We start from the raw sequence: 15,581 nt of genomic DNA on the forward strand, positions 1-15,581 counted from the left end.
CCGAACGCCTCCTCGGCCTCGCCAACGCCCACGGCGTCGAGGTACTGGTGCGCGCTCCGACGCCGAGATCCGCCGCTGCCTCAAGCGCTACGGCACCCGCCAGCTCCGCCGACAGCGCGAAGACCCACCCAGGCCCCAAGGCTCGACGAACCAGGGGAGCGTCGGCGCCAAGGACGTCGCCCATGCCGCGTTGAAGCGCGATCGAACGAACAGCGGCTCACCGACGACCAACGGCACCCCTGGTCGTACGAAAGGGAACGTGAGGCCCGTCACCGCCGCGTGATTCGAGAGCCGGCCCATAGATGACGCGGTGCACGCCGTTCATGAGCGCGTGACGTGCGTTCGTCTTCGGCGGCTTGACCACCCTTAATCCCGGTCAGCAATCTCGCTGGGTACCGCGAGTCGCTGGTCAGGAGCGAGAGGGTGAAGACAATGGTGCTTCCGTCCAAGATGCCTCAGCTCGCCGACCTCGATCTGCTGCTGTCGGTCGAGAGTTGCGGCAGCGTGGGAAAGGCCGCTCAGGCGCACAGCCTTTCTCAGCCCGCCGCCAGTATCCGGATCAGCGCGATGGAACGTCGGCTCGGTCTTCGACTGCTGGAACGCTCTCCCGCCGGGTCGAAGCTCACCGAGGACGGCGAGATGCTGGCGAAGTACGCCCGCAACGTGATGCAGGCGGCGCAGGAGCTGCTGGAGTTCGGCTGCCGGGCCCGATCCTCCGAGGCGAAACGACTTCGGATCGCGGGCAGCCCGGCGATCTCCGAGCATCTGATTCCCGAGTGGCTGAACCGTTCCGGGTTCGCATTCGGTGAAGCGCGGGTCGAGGTGCAGACCGGCAGCGTCGACGCGCTGTGCCGGCTGATCGCGGCGAACCATGTCGATCTCGCCTTCATCGACGGCTGGTGTCAGGCGGGCGGGCACGGCCGGCAGCACCGCGACGACCTGGTGACCCGGAACATCTGTGAGGACGAGCTGGCGGTCGTGGTCGGCTCGAGACATCCGTGGGCCGCGCGAAGCGCCCCCTTGACGGTCCCGGAGCTGGCGGCCGCGCCGCTGGTACTGCGTGAGCGCGGCTCCGGGCTCCGGGAGTTCACCGACGAGCTGCTGGGGGCCGCCGACGCCTCCCAGAGCTACGTCGAGCTCCCGTCCAACGCCGCGATCAAGCAGGCGGTGGCGACCAGCCGTCGGGTGACGGTGCTGAACGTCTCCACCGTGCGGGCCGAGCTCGCGGAAGGGCGGCTGCATCGGGTGGCCGTCGACCAGGAGATGCCCGCCAAGCCCATTTTCGCGGCGTGGAGCGGGCGCCGGGCTCTTCCGGAGTACGCGCAGGAGCTCGTCGAGATCGCCGCCTCGAAGGGTTCTCCGGTATGCCCCATCGGGGCGGCTCAGAAGTCGAGAGAGGCCGGCTCGCGCACCCGAAAGCGGCCGCGGAAGACCTTGGCGATCGACGTCCACGAAGCGATCGCCTGATCGCTGAATCCGTCGTGAAAACAGGAGGAGCAACGACAGTGTCAGCCCTGAACAAGATCGCACAGACCATGGTGTCCGACAGGCGCGGCATTCTCGCCGCCGATGAGAGCATCGGGACGATGTCGGCCAGGCTGGAGAAGGTCGGCGTCGAGCCGACCGCCGAGAACCGCCGGATGTATCGGGAGTTGATCGTCACCACTCCGCAGCTCGCCGAGTCGATCAGCGGCATCATCCTCGCGGACGAGACGTTCCACCAGCGACTGTCCAACGGCCGCACGTTCCCGGAGTACCTGGAGGACATCGGGATCCTCGCCGGGATCAAGGTCGACACGGGGGCGAAGCCGCTGGCGGGAGCACCGGACGAGAAGATCACCGAGGGTCTCGACGGGCTGCGGGAACGAGTCACGGAGTACGCGCGGCTCGGCGCGACGTTCGCGAAGTGGCGCGCAGTGATCACGATCGGTGACACCACGCCGTCGGACCGCGCGGTGCGCGCGAACCTGCACGCGCTGGCCCGCTACGCCGGCCTCTGCCAGGAGGGCGGCGTGGTGCCCATCGTGGAGCCCGAGGTGCTGATGGACGGCGCTCACTCGCTGGCGCGTTGCCGAGAGGTGACGACCGCCGTGCTGGAGGCACTGTTCCAGGAGCTCGACCTGATGCAGGTGCAGCTCGACGGGATCGTCCTCAAGCCCAACATGGTGGTTGCCGGGACCGACAGCGGGGAGCGGCCCACGGTGGCGGAGGTGGCCCAGGCCACGGTGGAGGCGCTGCGCGCGACCGTGCCTCCGTCGGTGCCGGGAATCGCCTTCCTCTCCGGTGGGCAGAGCCCGGAGGTGGCGACGCAGCACCTCGGGGCGATGCAGAGTCTCGACCCGCTGCCCTGGGAGCTCACGTACTCCTTCGGTCGGGCCCTGGTCGGACCGGCGCTGGAGACCTGGCGGGGCGACGAGAACAACTGGGTCGCCGCCCAGAAGGCGCTTTCCGAGCGCGCCGTCGCGAACGCTGCCGCACGCTGAGTGCCCCTTCCGTGCAGGTGACTCGGCAATGGTCCGTCACCGGGGTCTCCCGGGGACCTGATCAGGCTCTCGCGCTGGAGCTCGTGCGGGTGACCGAAGCTGCTGCGATCGCGGCCGGCCGGTGGGTCGGCCGCGGTGAGCGGAACAGCGGCGAGGCCGCCGCCGTCGCGATGTACGACCACCTCGGGGCCGTGGCCATGCGTGGCACCGTGGTGATCGGTCGGGGCGAGCGGAACGACGCCCCCGTCCTGTTCCCCGGCGACGACGTCGGGTCCGGTGACGGGCCGGTGTGCGACGTCGGCATCACTGTGGGAGACGACGCCCTGCCACCGGGAGAGTTGCCAACGGGCGAGGGCGTGGCGAACCCGCTCGCCGCGATCGCCGTCACCGAGCCCGGTGCGCTGTACGCACCGCCGCCCGACGTCGTCGTCGAGAAGGTGGCCGTCGGCCCCGACTACGCCGGCGTCGTCGACATCACCCGACCGGTGGCGGAGAACCTGCGCGCGGTCGCCGCGGTCAAGGGCGTGCCGGTGTCGGACGTGGTGGTCGCGGTGGCCGACGGGCGGCGGCACCGGGAGCTCGCGACGGCGATCCGGGACGCGGGCGCGCGGGTCCACGCGCTGCAGGGAGGCGACGTCGCGGGAGCGATCGCCGCGGCGCGACCCGAGGGCCCGGTGGACGTGCTACTGGGCACCGGGGGGGCGGGCGAGGCGGTCGTCGCCGCGGCCGCCCTGTTCTGCATGGGTGGGTCGCTGCAGGTCCGGCTGCGGTCCGACGGCGTCGACACGGTCCTCCACACCGGCGACCTGGTGCGGGGCGGACGCGTTCTGTTCTGCGCCACCGGGGTGACCTCGAGCGAACTGCTATGCGGTGTCCGCAACCACTCGGGCCGCACCACCACGCAGTCCATGGTGCTGTGCTCGGAGCCGGACACGGTGTGGATGGTCGGGTCCGAGCAGCGATCCGCCTGACGCGCCGTTCGGCCGCGGGAGGCATGATCGGCTCGGCTGCCTCCGTCACCCGAGCGATCGGCGGCCGTGGGCGGTCGAACGGTGGTCGTCGCACATGGCCGGCACACCCGCGTCGACCTGCGTGACCCTGCCGGAATCGCGCCCCGGCCGAGGGCGAGCAGGCGCGCTCGGTCGTCGCCTCCGCAGGGAGCACCTGTCCTGGCCAATGGTGCTGTCCCACGGGTAGGACCACCCCGCCGGCGCGGGGAGCACGACTTCTCCTCGGACAGGATCCCGTCCAAGGAGGGACCGCCTTCGCTGCCGCGCGGAGCAGACAGGTCTGCGGCTCTCCGCCGTCCGCAAGCGGGGACCATCCCCGCTGGCGCGCGCATCCCCGCGGCCGCGACCCGGATGCCGTGAGTGCCGGGCCCTCGGCCGGGACGGGGTGACGACGGTGCGGACGGTCCCGAGAAGTGGGTGAACGGTAGCCGATCCGGGATTTGCGGCGCGTCATTGCGGGCGGTGAATGATTGATTCTAGACTCTTCGGGGTGAGTCAGGAAAAGCGCTCCTCCTTACCGAATAACGTTTCTGCGCAATCGGGATCGGTGTACGGATGATCGAGATATTGGCCTTGGGCTTCTTTCTCAGTCTCGACAATTTCAGGTCGTCGGTCGCGCTCGGAACGGTTCCGTTCGGCTTCCGCCGCGCGGTGCAGATCGCTCTGGTCTTCGGGTTCTGGGACTTCTTGTCCCCCTTGGTGGGAGGGGTCCTCGGGCACTACGTCGGCGATCTGATGGGGTCGGTCGCCGAGTACGTGGGACCGGTGGTCCTCGGCCTCTATGGCGTGTTCCTCATCGTCACCGCGTTGCGGAGGCCCGTGCCGGAGGAGGTCGACCAACCATGGGTGACGCTCTTCGGCATGCCGCTGGCCCTCAGTCTGGACAATCTCCTGGCGGGCACCGGACTGGGGCTGCTCGGGTTCTCTCCGGTCGTCTCGGCCGCCGCCTTCGGCGCGATGACCGCCGTGATGTCGCTGGCGGGATTGTGCCTCGGGCGCTTCGCCGCGCGACTCGTCCCGGTACGCACCGACCTGGTGGGCGGCATCTCACTGCTTTCTGCGGCGATCATCCTGCCGATCGTCTTCACGTGACGGTGCGGAGGTGGCCGAATACGCGGGCGTCGCATTCGTACCGAACAGGGCGGTGCTCGGGTCATCACCACGCTTATTCGGCGGCGTCGTAGCAGCAGCCGTCGACTCTGGAACTCATCGGCAGGGAGTCGCCGCCGCGCATCCCCGCCGCGCCCAGGTCCTCCGGGCCCGCGAGGCTCATCGTGTCGACGCAGACCCTTCGGCGGAGGTCGACAGGAGGGCCTCGGGCCGCTCGGTGTGCAGGCCGGCGTCGGCGGCGTTGGCGCAGCCGTCGTCGACCAGGACCACGGCGCGGCCGGGGCGTTCGAGGATCGACATGGCGATCGAGGCGCGGTAGCTCGCTCCAGCGGCCCTGATCTCGGAGGTGCAGGAACATCCGTATCGTCAGAGGAGAGTCGTTTCGACGGCCAGCATCGGCCTGGGAGGCCAGCACATTCCAGCGGCGCGATTCGGCGGTAGCTCCGTGGAGTGTGCGCGTCCGAACGTGGTGGGCCGCGTGGCAACAGGAGGTGAAGAGGAATCGCCTGCTCTGTGAGCACGACGGTACCTATCCCGCGTGCGACATCTGCCTTACGGCGATCTGGTGGTGAAGCGCCGACGCAGGGCGCTGGTCGAGCTGCGACTGCTCGGCGAGCGTGCGATGGTGGCGACGAACACTGTCAGCGTCATGATCGGCGTGGCCATGGTCGGCGGGGTCACACCGATTCCCCACCGGCGGGAACCCTCCGTCGCTCGGCCGAGTCGAGCCACAAAGAGGTCCGGCTCAGCCGATCCAGGAGCCCGAAGCGGGCGACGACGACGGCTGAGGTCGTGATTCTTTGGTTCTCAGTCAGTTGTCACTCGGAGCCATGCCGTTCTCCCGGAAGCGCGGGCGGTTCGCCGGTGCGCTCGTACTCCACCAACAGGTCGATCCGGCGCTGGTGGCGGCCGCCCTCGAACTCCGTGCTGAGGAAGGCGTCCACGATGCGCTCGGCCTCCTCGACCCGGTGCATCCGGGCGCCGATCCCGGCCAGCAACGCGTTGTTGCGGCTGCGGGCCAGCCGGGCGGTCTCGACGTTCCACGTGAGTGCGGCGCGGGCGCCAGGCACCTTGTTCGCGGCGATCTGCTCACCGTTCCCGGAACCGCCGATGACGAGACCGAGACTGCCCTCGTCTGCGACGACGAGCCGCGCCGTTTCGACGCAGAACGGTGGGTAGTCGTCGTCCGCGTCGTAGGCATCGGGGCCGACATCGGTCACGTCGTGGCCGAGTTCGGCGAGCCGTTCGACGAAATGGTTCTTGAGTTCGAGTCCTGCGTGATCGGAGCCGAGGTAGATTCGCACATCAGCAGTCTATGCGCGGATTCGGTCGGTGCACATTGATAGTCCTTATGGCCATGGCAGGTGTCCTCATGAGTCGCGTTGCGCCGGTGCCGCGGGAGTGACCGAGCCCACTCCGCTCGTGTGCTCCGGAGCACCGTTCGGCACGGATTGCAGGCCACTGGTTCGCGGTCTGTTGCCGCGGCTCCGTGAAGTCGATGATGCTTCTTCGTGACCGCGGATCACGAGACGTTGTCCCGAGTTCGCGCGGATCACGACAGCGAGGAGGAAGACATGAACTGGGAAACTCCGGAGTACACGGTCGTCGAGGTGTGCGCTGAGGCCACCGGGTACTTCTACCGGGCCTGACAGGACGGGTTCGACCGTTCGCCCGAGTCGACGCAAGGCGCAGGCCTTGCGTCGACTCCCTGTCGGCGATTCGTGGTTCGTGGTTCGGATCGGCCGGTAGAAGACAATTGCATCGCCGGCGCCGCGTCGAGGCTCGCCGGACTCTCCCCGTGGTCCCGGAGTCGGTTTCCAGAGCCGCTTCCGCGGCCACGCCCGTGGCCGGTGCTCGCTAGTGCGGCCCGATCGGGGGAGGACAACGATGCCGAAGCATCCCGACACGCACGTCTACCGCACCTACGACGAGGTCCTGGACAGCACTCGGAATCAGGCGCCCAGCGGCAGTGCCCGCGCCTGGTGGCCACATCGGGTCGACCTGAGGCCCCTGCGCCGGCATCGGCCCGCGGACGCGGGCTACGCCGATCGGTTCCTGTCGCTGGATCTCGACGAGCTGGCCCGGGACATCGACGACGTGCTGACGACGTCGCAGAACTGGTGGCCGGCCGATTTCGGCCACTACGGTCCGCTCGTCCTACGCATGGCCTGGCATGCCGCTGGCACCTACCGTGTCGGTGACGGCCGAGGCGGTGCGGGTGCCGGTATGCAGCGCTTCGCCCCGGTCGACAGCTGGCCGGACAACCGCAACCTGGACAAGGCGCGCCGGTTGTTGTGGCCGGTGAAGCAGAAGTACGGGAACCGGATCTCCTGGGCGGACCTGATGGTCTTCGCCGGCAACCGGGCACTGGAGTCGATGGGCTTCACGACCTTCGGGTTCGGCGGCGGTCGCACGGAGGTGTGGGAGCCCGACGAGACGTACTGGGGCCCGGAACGCACGTGGCTGGCCGAGGATCGATACCACGGCCTGCACGAGCTCGACGAGCCACTGGCGGCAAGCGGGATGGGGCTGATCTACGTCGATCCGCAGGGGCCCGCCGGCAATCCCGACCCGGTGCTCGCGGCGCGCGATATTCGCCAGACCTTCGCCCGGATGGGGCTCGACGACGAGGAGACGGTGGCGCTCATCGCGGGTGGGCACACCTTCGGCAAGACACACGGCCCGGCGGACCCGAACGTGACCGGAGGGCCCGAGCCGGAGGCCGCGCCGCTCTCCGCGCAGGGCCTGGGCTGGCTCGGTGGGCACGGCAGAGGCATGGGGGCGGACGCTGTCACCAGCGGGCTGGAAGGCATGTGGACGCGTACGCCCACCCAGTGGGACCACACGTTCTTCGAGACCCTCTTCGGGTACAGGTGGGACGTCGCCCTCAGTCCGGCGGGCCTGTGGCAGTGGATCCCGAGCGACGGCGAGGGCGAGGGCACCGTGCCGGACGCCTTCGACGCGGACAAACGACACCACCCGGTCATGCTCACCACGGACCTCGCGCTTCAGCAGGACACGGCCTACGAGGCGATCTCACGGCGGTTCCTGAAGCACCCGGACCAGTTCGAGGACGCCTTCGCGCGGGCCTGGTTCAAGCTGACCCACATCGACATGGGGCCGATCCAGCGGTACCTGGGGGCGCTCGTCCCGGCCGAACGGCTGATCTGGCAGGACCCGGTGCCGGAGGTGGACCACGAGCTGGTGGACGCGAACGACGTCGGCGCCCTCAAGGTCGAGATCCTCGCATCCGGTCTGACGGTGACGCAGCTCGTCGCCACGGCATGGGCGTCGGCGTCGACGTACCGCGACAGCGACAAGCGCGGCGGGGCGAACGGGGCACGGATCCGGCTCGAGCCGCAGCGCGGCTGGGAGGCCAACGAGCCCGAGCAGTTGGGCGTCGTCCTGCCCGCGCTGGAAGCGATCCAGGAACGGTTCAACGCCTCCCAGACCGGGGGCAAGCGGATCTCGCTGGCAGACATGATCGTGCTCGGCGGATGCGCTGCGGTGGAACACGCTGCCGCGGCCTGTGGCTACGAGGTCGACGTTCCGTTCCGCGCCGGGCGCACCGACGCGACCCAGGAGTGGACCGACGTCCGGTCGTTCGGCGCATTGCGGCCCAGGGCGGACGGCTTCCGGAACTACCTGGGCGACGGCTGTCGGGTGCCGGCGGAGCATCTGCTGGTGGATCGGGCGAGCCTGCTGACCTTGAGCCCGCTCGAGATGACGGTACTGATCGGCGGGCTGCGAGTGCTCGGAGCCACCCACCGAGGTTCCCCGGCGGGGGTGCTGACCTCGACTCCCGGGATGCTGACGAACGACTTCTTCGTCAACCTGCTGGACGCGGGGACAGTGTGGGCGCCGAGGCGACACCGGGACCCCGGTGAGGCGATCTACGAGGGCCGCGACGCGGGCACCGGCGAGGTGACGTGGACCGCGAGCCGCGTCGACCTTCTCTTCGGCTCGAACTCCGAGCTGCGGGCACTCGCGGAGATCTACGCGAGCGACGACGCGGGCGGCGAGTTCGTCGAGGACTTCGTCGCGGCGTGGGTGAAGGTCATGGAACTCGACCGGTTCGACCTGAGATGACCCCCGGACGGGTGACCGGGGACGGTGCTCGAGCCCGTCGTCGAGGCCGATTCCCGCTGCTCGGAGATCTGATTGTCGGGGGCGGTTCCGGGGACGTGCCGGCCCGGCCGGTACGAACGGTACCTACTGCCGGGCGAACGGCGGATCCGACCCGGTTAGCGGTGACAGATATCGGAATGGCTTGCTCCGGGTTAGAGTACGTACTCGTTACAGGTTCAGCGGCGAAGAGAACATAGATTCGGTGCCTGTAACCGGCGTGCCGCGCCACGTTCGGCCGTCGCGAAGTGCTCACGCGAGCGTGATGATTCCGCGAAATCGGCCGACATGCTCATTTCTCGATGACGAGGAGGTGAAGTCCGATGACGATCGTCCAGGAACGAGAAGACCTTCTGGCCGAACTCGGCGGACAGAACAAGGCGACCATCGGTGCTGTGCTCGGTACCGGCTCGATCGCCAAGGCGACCGAGCGCGCCGACGGGACGATGGAGGCGACCATCCGGATCCCGGAGGACGCGATGGTGTGGGAACCAGCGGTCCTGATCCTGCCGCACGCCGGCACACTCGAGCTGACGATCATCAACGATGACAAGAACACCCACGCCTGCCTGCTGCCCAGCAACGGCGACAAGCAGTTCATCAGCCTGGTGAACCACTCCAAGGGCAGCGCGACGCTCGAACTGGACGGTCCCGGCTGCTACTGGTACGGCTCGCCCGCCGGCAACGACGAGGGCCGAGGTCTGACCGCCGCCATCGTCGTGACCGGCGAGGTGCCGCCGGAGGCCAAGCTCGACCGACCCGCCCAGCCGCGGCCGTAGAAGGCAGGAACCACCATGACTCTCGAGTACGTCGACGCTGGCAAAGCGTTCAACCACGGCCAGCTCTCCCAGCTGCCCCACAGTGCGCCGGACGTGACGCGCGGTATCGACTACGAGCGCATCCTCCGGGCGCGCGATGAATCACAGAACTGGATCACCTACTACGGCGACTACGACGGCAAGCGGCACAGCCTGCTCGACCAGGTCAACGCCGAGAACGCCAAGGACCTGAAGGTCGCCTGGATCTTCCAGGCGAGCGCGACCGGGATGATCGCCTCGACCTCGACCTACGCGTTCGAGGCCTGCCCGCTGATCGTCGACGGCGTCATGTTCGTCACCGGCTGGGACGGCTGGCTCTGGGCGCTCGACGCGAAGACCGGCGAGCAGCTGTGGCGCTACAAGCACGCGATCCCCATCGACGTGACGCTGTGCTGCGCCAACGTGAACCGCGGCTGTGCGGTGGCCAACGGCAAGGTCTACATGGTGACCCAGAACGCGCAGCTGGTCGCGCTCGACGCCACCAACGGCCGGAAGATCTGGCAGAAGACCATCGGCGACGTGCGGGCGGGCGAGAGCGCGTCGATCGCTCCGCTGGTCATCAAGGACATGCTCATCACCGGTTCCGCCGGTGGCGAGTACGGCGTCCGCGGCCACATCGACGCCTGGGACCTGGAGACCGGCGAGCAGCGCTGGCGCACCTACACCGTGCCGAAGCCCGGTGAGCCCGGCTCGGAGACCTGGCCCGCCGACGGCGAGGCCTGGCAGCGCGGCGGTGGGAACCACTGGGTCACCGGCACCTACGACCCGGAGCTGAACCTCTACTACGCGGGCACCGGTAACCCGGCTCCTGACTTCGACGGTGCGGTCCGCGAGGGGGACAACCTCTACACCGACAGCGTGGTCGCCCTGGACGTGGACACGGGCGAGATCAAGTGGCACTACCAGTTCACCCCGCACGACCTGTGGGACTACGACTCCACGATGGAGATGACCCTGTTCGAGCGGGACGGCAAGAAGCTGCTCGCTCATTTCGACAAGAACGGGTACATGTTCGTCCTCGACCGCACCAACGGCGAGCTGCAGCACGTCACACCGTTCGTCGACCGGATCGACTGGGGCGTCATCACCCGCGACGGCAAGGTGACCCCGCGCAAGTACCCGGACAAGGAGGGCGAGCCCTGTCACTTCTTCCCCGGTCCGGCCGGCGCGAAGGAGTGGACCCACGCGTCGTACAACCCTGAACACGACCTGTTCTACGTTCCGGTGGCCGACGTGGGCGCGACTGCCACCCGGCGTCGCCGCGAGTTCAAGGAAGGCATGCCCTACTGGGGTGCCGCCGTCGAGGTCGACGTCGACAACATGGCCGGGTCGGTCAGCGCGTTCGACTCCCACGGTGAGGAGAAGTGGCGGTACCGGCTCAACAACATGCCGATGGCCGCGTCGACCCTCAGCACGGCGGGGAACGTGGTGTTCGCCGGCACCCCGACGGGTGAGTTCCTGGCGCTCCATGCCGAGACGGGCGAGAAGCTCTGGAGCTTCCAGTGCGGCAGCGGTCACCACAGCAGCCCGAGCACCTACACGGTCGATGGCAAGCAGTACATCGCCGTACCGGTCGGCTGGGGTGGCTGGCTGGAAGGCATCGTCCCCGGCATGTCCGGTCAGGGGCACGGTGCCGCGCTGATCGTGTTCTCCCTGTGACAGGCAAGTCCCTCTGATCGACCGGTGGTCGAGCCGCTCCGGCGAGCGGCTCGGCCACCGGTTCGGTGTATCAGCACCGGCCACGGAAAGAACGGTGATGATATGGTGATCCAGTCTTCGACGGTCCAGGAAGAGGAGCGTCCGCCGTGCCTGTACTGCGGCGAGCGCTACGGGCTGGACGAGCTCGCGCACCACACCAGGCCGGTGCACTGCGGGCCCTGCATCACGTGCGTCGACAAGCCCGCATGCTTCAGCTGCCGCCTCATGTACTGCGTCTGCGACGTGCACAGGTACCGAGGCTGAGAGGCCCCCTACGAGCGCGCTCCCCGCGCTCGCCGGGTCAGATCTCGAGCGCCCGGCGCACCGTCGGCGTGTTCCGCCGGGACACCGGCACCATCGTCTCGGCCGGGTCGTCCATGACCAGGACCAGCTCGCCCCTGTCCCGGCGCTCGACCTCCCGGACGCGGCTGAGGTTCACGACGTACTGGCGGTGCACTCGCAGGAAACCGGAGTCGCTCAGCTCGGCCTCGAGCCGGTCGAGGCCGGGGGATGCGGACCGCAACAGCCCCTCGTCGGTGGACAGCCACACGTCGTTGCCGTCCGACTGCGCGAAGCAGACTTCAGGGAGCCGGAGCAGGACCATTCGGTTCTCGCGCGTCGCGACCATCCGACGCGGCTGCACGCGAGGCGGTCCGTCCTCTCCCTCGCGGGGCAGTGGATCCCCGTCCGACACGCCGAACGAGACGATGTTGCCGACCAGATGCCCGGACAGGAACACCGGTCGGAAGGTGATCGACGTCGGCTCGTTGGCGAGCCTGGTGAAGATCTGAGTCGAGCCTGCCCAGTGGGGATTGCGCGACGCCTGCTCGGCGGCGTATTTGGCGGCCTGGATGAAATCGGGCAGCTCCGGCTTCCACCGCACCGCGGGATCGGGCGCAGGCGTGGAGCCCGGGATGCCGAGGAGCACGCCCGCGGTGTCGTCGGCGAGGACGACCCGACCCGCGGGATCCACGGCCGCGAGCGCCGCGGCCGAGCCCGACCTCATGTGGTTGTAGGCCGCCATCAGCTCGGCGCCGTCGTCCCTGGCGTGCTGGCGCAGGATGCGCTGGGCAGTCTTCGCGGCGTTGCCGAGCCAGGCACCCGCGGTTCCGGGAAGATCGCTGCGCCAGCAGGAGATGTTGAGCACCGCGACCGGCTTCCTGGTCACCGCGTCCCGGACCGCCACCCCCGCACAGGTCCAGTCGTGGAACGCCTGGCACCAGTGCTCGGCGCCGCGGATCAGCACGGGGGTGTAAGACATCAGCGCGGTCCCCATGCCGTTCGTCCCGGCGGCGCCCTCGGACCAGCAGAACCACTGCGCCAGGTTGGCCTCGGCGGCGACGGCGCGCGTGCCCTCGTCGCCCCACTGGGCAAGGACCCGGCCGGCGGCGTCGGCGATGGTCACGATGCCACCGACGCTGCTCACCTCGTGCGCCATCGCGGCGGCGCGGAAGCCGAGCTCGGCGATCACGACGTCGTACCCCAGCGCGTGGTCGACCTCGGCGACCGCCGCCGGAGCCTTGGTGAGGCGGGGGTCCACCCGGAACTGGTCCCGGCACCGGTGCCAGGAGATCGCTATCTCGGGCCGCACGCCGCTGAGGTCGTCCTCGCCCCCCGCGAACCGCTCCCACGCCTGGTGCGTCGTCGCCTCAGCTCGGCGGCGAGAGTGCGGGTCGAGCTGGCGTACCTGTGCCATGGGGAGACCGCCTTTGGTCTGTCGGGCCGGGGCGCGGCGATGTGGCCTTCCCGGCACGCTAAACGGCGCCTCGAATCGAGGGCAAGAAGCGTGGGCTGACGCCTGACGAACGGTGGTGAATCGGTGATCAGCGGCGGCCGTGCACCCACGAGCGGTGGGAACCGCAGTGGGGGCGGGGGGCACGTATTATCGCCTTTCCGGCGGATCTGTGCAGTTTACCCTGACCGGCCCCTCCGATCGGGTAGTTCTGTGGCCCCTCCGATCGGAGGGGTTCCAACCTGATATGGCTAAACAGCGCAGAATGCCTTGGAGCGTGTGTGCGTGTCGAGATATTTTTGTCATTTCTGTAAGTGTGCTCGGTGATCTACGGATCTCCGAAGCGCAGCGACAAGGAGGTCGTCGCTATGACCGGGAGAGTGCCGCCGCTGGTGATCGCACCGAGCAGGCCCAGCGGACGTGACCGCGCGCCCGACGGATCTCTGGTGGCGACCTCGTCGGCCAAGGAGGTGGCTCGCGCGTGGGAGGACTTCGCCGCGGGCGAGGACATCGAGACGGGCGTTCGGCCCGAGATCCTGGCCTCCTGGTACCGGTGCCGCGATCGGTACGAGGTCGACCGCACGCTGGACGTCGCCCCGGGGGCCCGGGGCGACGAGGCCCAGCGGGTCGACAACGGGGTGATCTTCACCGCGCTCGGCGGGGTGGGTGCGCTGGCGGGCAAGGAGGTCGAACGCGACGGCGCCGTCGTCACCGTGACGGACGGGGAGGGGCGGGTCCTCGGCACCTGGGGCGACCCCTCTGCACAACGGCGCGCCGAACTGCACAATCTCGCGCCCTGGTCGTCGTGGTCGGAGGAGTGCACCGGCACGAACGGCATGGGCACCGCACTCGAGGTGTCCGGTCCGGTGACGGTGACCGGGCCGGAGCACTGGTGCCAGGCGTTCCACCAGTGGGCGTGCGCGGGCATCGCGATCCGTGACGTGGTGACCGGCGCGCCGGTGGCGTCGATCAACATCTCCCGGTGGAACGCCTCGCTGCCCAAGCTGGTGCCGCCGTGGCTCACGAAGGCGGTCTCGTGCGTGGAGCAGGAGATCTACCGACGCGCCATCTACGAGGCCGACAAGGTGATCGCCGAGTTCACCAGGAGGTGCGCGCAGGCCCGCGGTGCGTTCATGGCGATGGACCGCGGCGGGAACGTGATCGCCGCGAACGACGCGGCGGTCGCGATGCTCGGGCTGGCCGGCGAGACCCCGATCGTCGCGGGGGCGTCCGAACCGGCGGAGCGCTGGATCCCGGACATCCCCGGGCTGCCGGACGTGGTGCGATGGGCCAAGGACCGGGCGCAGGGACACACGGAGTGGAGCGGCTACGCGCGGCTGCCGGTGTGTCCCGGCGAAGGGGACGTGCCCCTGACGATGCGGTCCGTCGTCGACGTGAACCACGTGGTGGGCATGCTGTGCGAGTTCGGGGTGCAGGAGGGCGACTCCTACGAGCGCGGCGACGACCAGGCGATCGGTCCGCTGCCCCGCTGCGTCATCGGGATGCGCAACGACCGGCTGGTCCTGCTGGCGCCGTCGGAGATCCGCTACGCCGAGGCCGACCGGAACATCGTCTGGCTGGTCACGGAGCGCGGCCGCATCCAAGCCGCGACCCGAGGCCTGGACAACGTCGAGCGGGCGCTGGCGCCCTACGGGATTCGCCGGGTGCACCGGGGGTACCTGGTCAACCTGCGCCGGGTGGCCGAGATCGAACGGGGCCTCAAGGGGGAGCTCTTCCTGATCATGGACTCCCGGGAGCACGAGCTGGTGCCCGTCTCCCGGCGGCACGCCCCGGATCTGCGGCGCTTGCTCGGTATCTGATCAGGTCGGCCGCTCGGAAAGCGCCTCCACCTGGCTGCGCAGCCCTTCCACCGCCCGCGCCGGATCCGTGGCCGCGTAGACGGCCGAGCCGGCGACGAAGCAGTCGACGCCGGCCTCGGCGGCCTGTTCGATCGTGTCGGCGTTGATGCCGCCGTCGATCTCCACCACCAGGTTCAGGTGGCCGGTGTCGACCAGCGTCCGCGCGGTGCGCACCTTGCCGAGGACGTCGGCGATGAACGTCTGGCCGCCGAATCCGGGCTCCACGGACATCACGAGCAGGGTGTCGTAGTGCTTGAGCACGTCGACGTAGGGCTCCAGCGGCGTGCCCGGCTTGATCGCCAGCCCCGCCTTCGCGCCCGCGGCGCGCAGGTTCTTCGCGAGCATGACCGGGTCCTCGGCGGCCTCGACGTGCACCGTGACGTTGTACGAACCCGCTTCCGCGTAGCCGATCGCCCAGCGATCCGGCTCCTCGATCATGAGATGGCAGTCCAGCGGTAGGTCCGTGGTGGCCAGCAGCGACTGCACGACCGGCAGGCCCAGGGTCAGGTTCGGCACGAAGTGCGCGTCCATGACGTCCACGTGCAGCCAGTCCGCGCCGCGGCCGGGCTCTCCGCGCACCGCAGCCACTTCGTCGGCGAGCCGGGCGAAGTTCGCGGAAAGGATGGACGGCGCTATCAACGGCTGGTTCGACACGGCGTCGAGCGTAAGCCCGCGGTGGCCGGTGCACGGCTATTCGGTGTGTGCATGGGGGATTGGTTTTTCGGATGTGCTGGGGTGTTGCCGGG

The 15,581-nt window shown here is 69.2% G+C and carries 13 protein-coding genes; 9 read left to right on the top strand and 4 right to left on the bottom strand.

Annotated features, from left to right (window positions below; translation table 11 throughout):
• Nucleotides 1–432 precede the first annotated feature (432 nt).
• The 4 genes from LWC33_RS33060 to LWC33_RS33075 all read left to right on the top strand — a co-directional run bounded on the left by LWC33_RS33060 (nucleotide 433) and on the right by LWC33_RS33075 (nucleotide 4,585).
• The gene (locus LWC33_RS33060) at nucleotides 433–1,467 is read left to right on the top strand and encodes a LysR substrate-binding domain-containing protein (RefSeq protein WP_233308655.1); all 1,035 of its coding nucleotides are present in this window, start codon (nucleotides 433–435) and stop codon (nucleotides 1,465–1,467) included.
• Complete coding sequence (locus LWC33_RS33065; protein WP_233308644.1) at nucleotides 1,365–2,483, top strand: class I fructose-bisphosphate aldolase; 1,119 nt, start codon at nucleotides 1,365–1,367, stop codon at nucleotides 2,481–2,483. Before LWC33_RS33060 ends, LWC33_RS33065 begins: the two co-directional genes overlap by 103 nt.
• Nucleotides 2,484–2,500: 17 nt before the next feature.
• Nucleotides 2,501–3,454, top strand: coding sequence for a fructose-bisphosphatase class II (locus LWC33_RS33070; RefSeq protein WP_308191049.1), 954 nt, complete (start codon nucleotides 2,501–2,503; stop codon nucleotides 3,452–3,454).
• A 594-nt stretch (nucleotides 3,455–4,048) separates the two neighbouring features.
• On the top strand, nucleotides 4,049–4,585 hold the full coding sequence (locus LWC33_RS33075; RefSeq protein ID WP_233308646.1) for a manganese efflux pump MntP: 537 nt from the start codon (nucleotides 4,049–4,051) through the stop codon (nucleotides 4,583–4,585).
• 177 nt (nucleotides 4,586–4,762) lie between these two features.
• Here LWC33_RS33075 and LWC33_RS33080 read toward each other — a convergent pair whose 3' ends face one another.
• Nucleotides 4,763–4,903 (bottom strand): hypothetical protein, encoded by a 141-nt coding sequence (locus LWC33_RS33080; protein WP_233308647.1) that lies wholly within the window; start codon nucleotides 4,901–4,903, stop codon nucleotides 4,763–4,765.
• Between the two features lie 518 nt (nucleotides 4,904–5,421).
• On the bottom strand, nucleotides 5,422–5,907 hold the full coding sequence (locus LWC33_RS33085; protein ID WP_233308648.1) for a ribose-5-phosphate isomerase: 486 nt from the start codon (nucleotides 5,905–5,907) through the stop codon (nucleotides 5,422–5,424).
• Nucleotides 5,908–6,177: 270 nt separating this feature from the next.
• On the opposite strand from LWC33_RS33085, the gene LWC33_RS36750 reads away from it, so the two are divergent.
• From LWC33_RS36750 to LWC33_RS33105, 4 genes are all read left to right on the top strand, one after another.
• Nucleotides 6,178–6,252, top strand: coding sequence for a pyrroloquinoline quinone precursor peptide PqqA (locus LWC33_RS36750; protein WP_504937776.1), 75 nt, complete (start codon nucleotides 6,178–6,180; stop codon nucleotides 6,250–6,252).
• 238 nt (nucleotides 6,253–6,490) lie between these two features.
• Nucleotides 6,491–8,692 carry a catalase/peroxidase HPI gene (gene katG, locus LWC33_RS33095; RefSeq protein WP_233308650.1) on the top strand — a complete coding sequence of 734 codons (2,202 nt, stop codon included), beginning with the start codon at nucleotides 6,491–6,493 and terminating at the stop codon, nucleotides 8,690–8,692.
• Nucleotides 8,693–9,051: 359 nt separating this feature from the next.
• Nucleotides 9,052–9,507 (top strand): MSMEG_3727 family PQQ-associated protein, encoded by a 456-nt coding sequence (locus LWC33_RS33100; protein WP_233308651.1) that lies wholly within the window; start codon nucleotides 9,052–9,054, stop codon nucleotides 9,505–9,507.
• A 15-nt stretch (nucleotides 9,508–9,522) separates the two neighbouring features.
• Nucleotides 9,523–11,205, top strand: a complete 1,683-nt coding sequence (locus tag LWC33_RS33105) for a PQQ-dependent dehydrogenase, methanol/ethanol family (protein WP_233308652.1) — start codon at nucleotides 9,523–9,525, stop codon at nucleotides 11,203–11,205.
• A 340-nt stretch (nucleotides 11,206–11,545) separates the two neighbouring features.
• Here LWC33_RS33105 and LWC33_RS33110 read toward each other — a convergent pair whose 3' ends face one another.
• Nucleotides 11,546–12,940 carry a DNA-binding protein gene (locus LWC33_RS33110; protein ID WP_233308653.1) on the bottom strand — a complete coding sequence of 465 codons (1,395 nt, stop codon included), beginning with the start codon at nucleotides 12,938–12,940 and terminating at the stop codon, nucleotides 11,546–11,548.
• Nucleotides 12,941–13,422: 482 nt separating this feature from the next.
• Here LWC33_RS33110 and LWC33_RS33115 point away from each other — a divergent pair, with 482 nt between their 5' ends.
• A complete protein-coding gene (locus tag LWC33_RS33115; protein ID WP_233308654.1) occupies nucleotides 13,423–14,796 on the top strand; it encodes a DNA-binding protein in 1,374 nt (457 codons plus the stop codon).
• On the opposite strand, the gene rpe is transcribed toward LWC33_RS33115, so the two are convergent.
• Entirely contained in the window at nucleotides 14,797–15,474 is a 678-nt protein-coding gene (rpe, locus tag LWC33_RS33120) for a ribulose-phosphate 3-epimerase (RefSeq protein WP_233308656.1), read from the bottom strand.
• Nucleotides 15,475–15,581: the final 107 nt, after the last annotated feature.

This window comes from Pseudonocardia terrae (genome assembly GCF_021343995.1).
GTDB lineage: Bacteria > Actinomycetota > Actinomycetes > Mycobacteriales > Pseudonocardiaceae > Pseudonocardia > Pseudonocardia terrae.

Bases quoted from the DNA above. Each gene is read 5' to 3' on its own strand.
- LWC33_RS33060 (WP_233308655.1), top strand. From the start codon at position 433: ATGGTGCTTCCGTCCAAGATGCCTCAGCTCGCCGACCTCGATCTGCTG.
- LWC33_RS33065 (WP_233308644.1), top strand. From the start codon at position 1,365: ATGCCCCATCGGGGCGGCTCAGAAGTCGAGAGAGGCCGGCTCGCGCAC.
- LWC33_RS33075 (WP_233308646.1), top strand. From the start codon at position 4,049: ATGATCGAGATATTGGCCTTGGGCTTCTTTCTCAGTCTCGACAATTTC.
- LWC33_RS33080 (WP_233308647.1), bottom strand. From the start codon at position 4,903: ATGTCGATCCTCGAACGCCCCGGCCGCGCCGTGGTCCTGGTCGACGAC.
- katG (WP_233308650.1), top strand. From the start codon at position 6,491: ATGCCGAAGCATCCCGACACGCACGTCTACCGCACCTACGACGAGGTC.
- LWC33_RS33100 (WP_233308651.1), top strand. From the start codon at position 9,052: ATGACGATCGTCCAGGAACGAGAAGACCTTCTGGCCGAACTCGGCGGA.
- LWC33_RS33105 (WP_233308652.1), top strand. From the start codon at position 9,523: ATGACTCTCGAGTACGTCGACGCTGGCAAAGCGTTCAACCACGGCCAG.
- LWC33_RS33110 (WP_233308653.1), bottom strand. From the start codon at position 12,940: ATGGCACAGGTACGCCAGCTCGACCCGCACTCTCGCCGCCGAGCTGAG.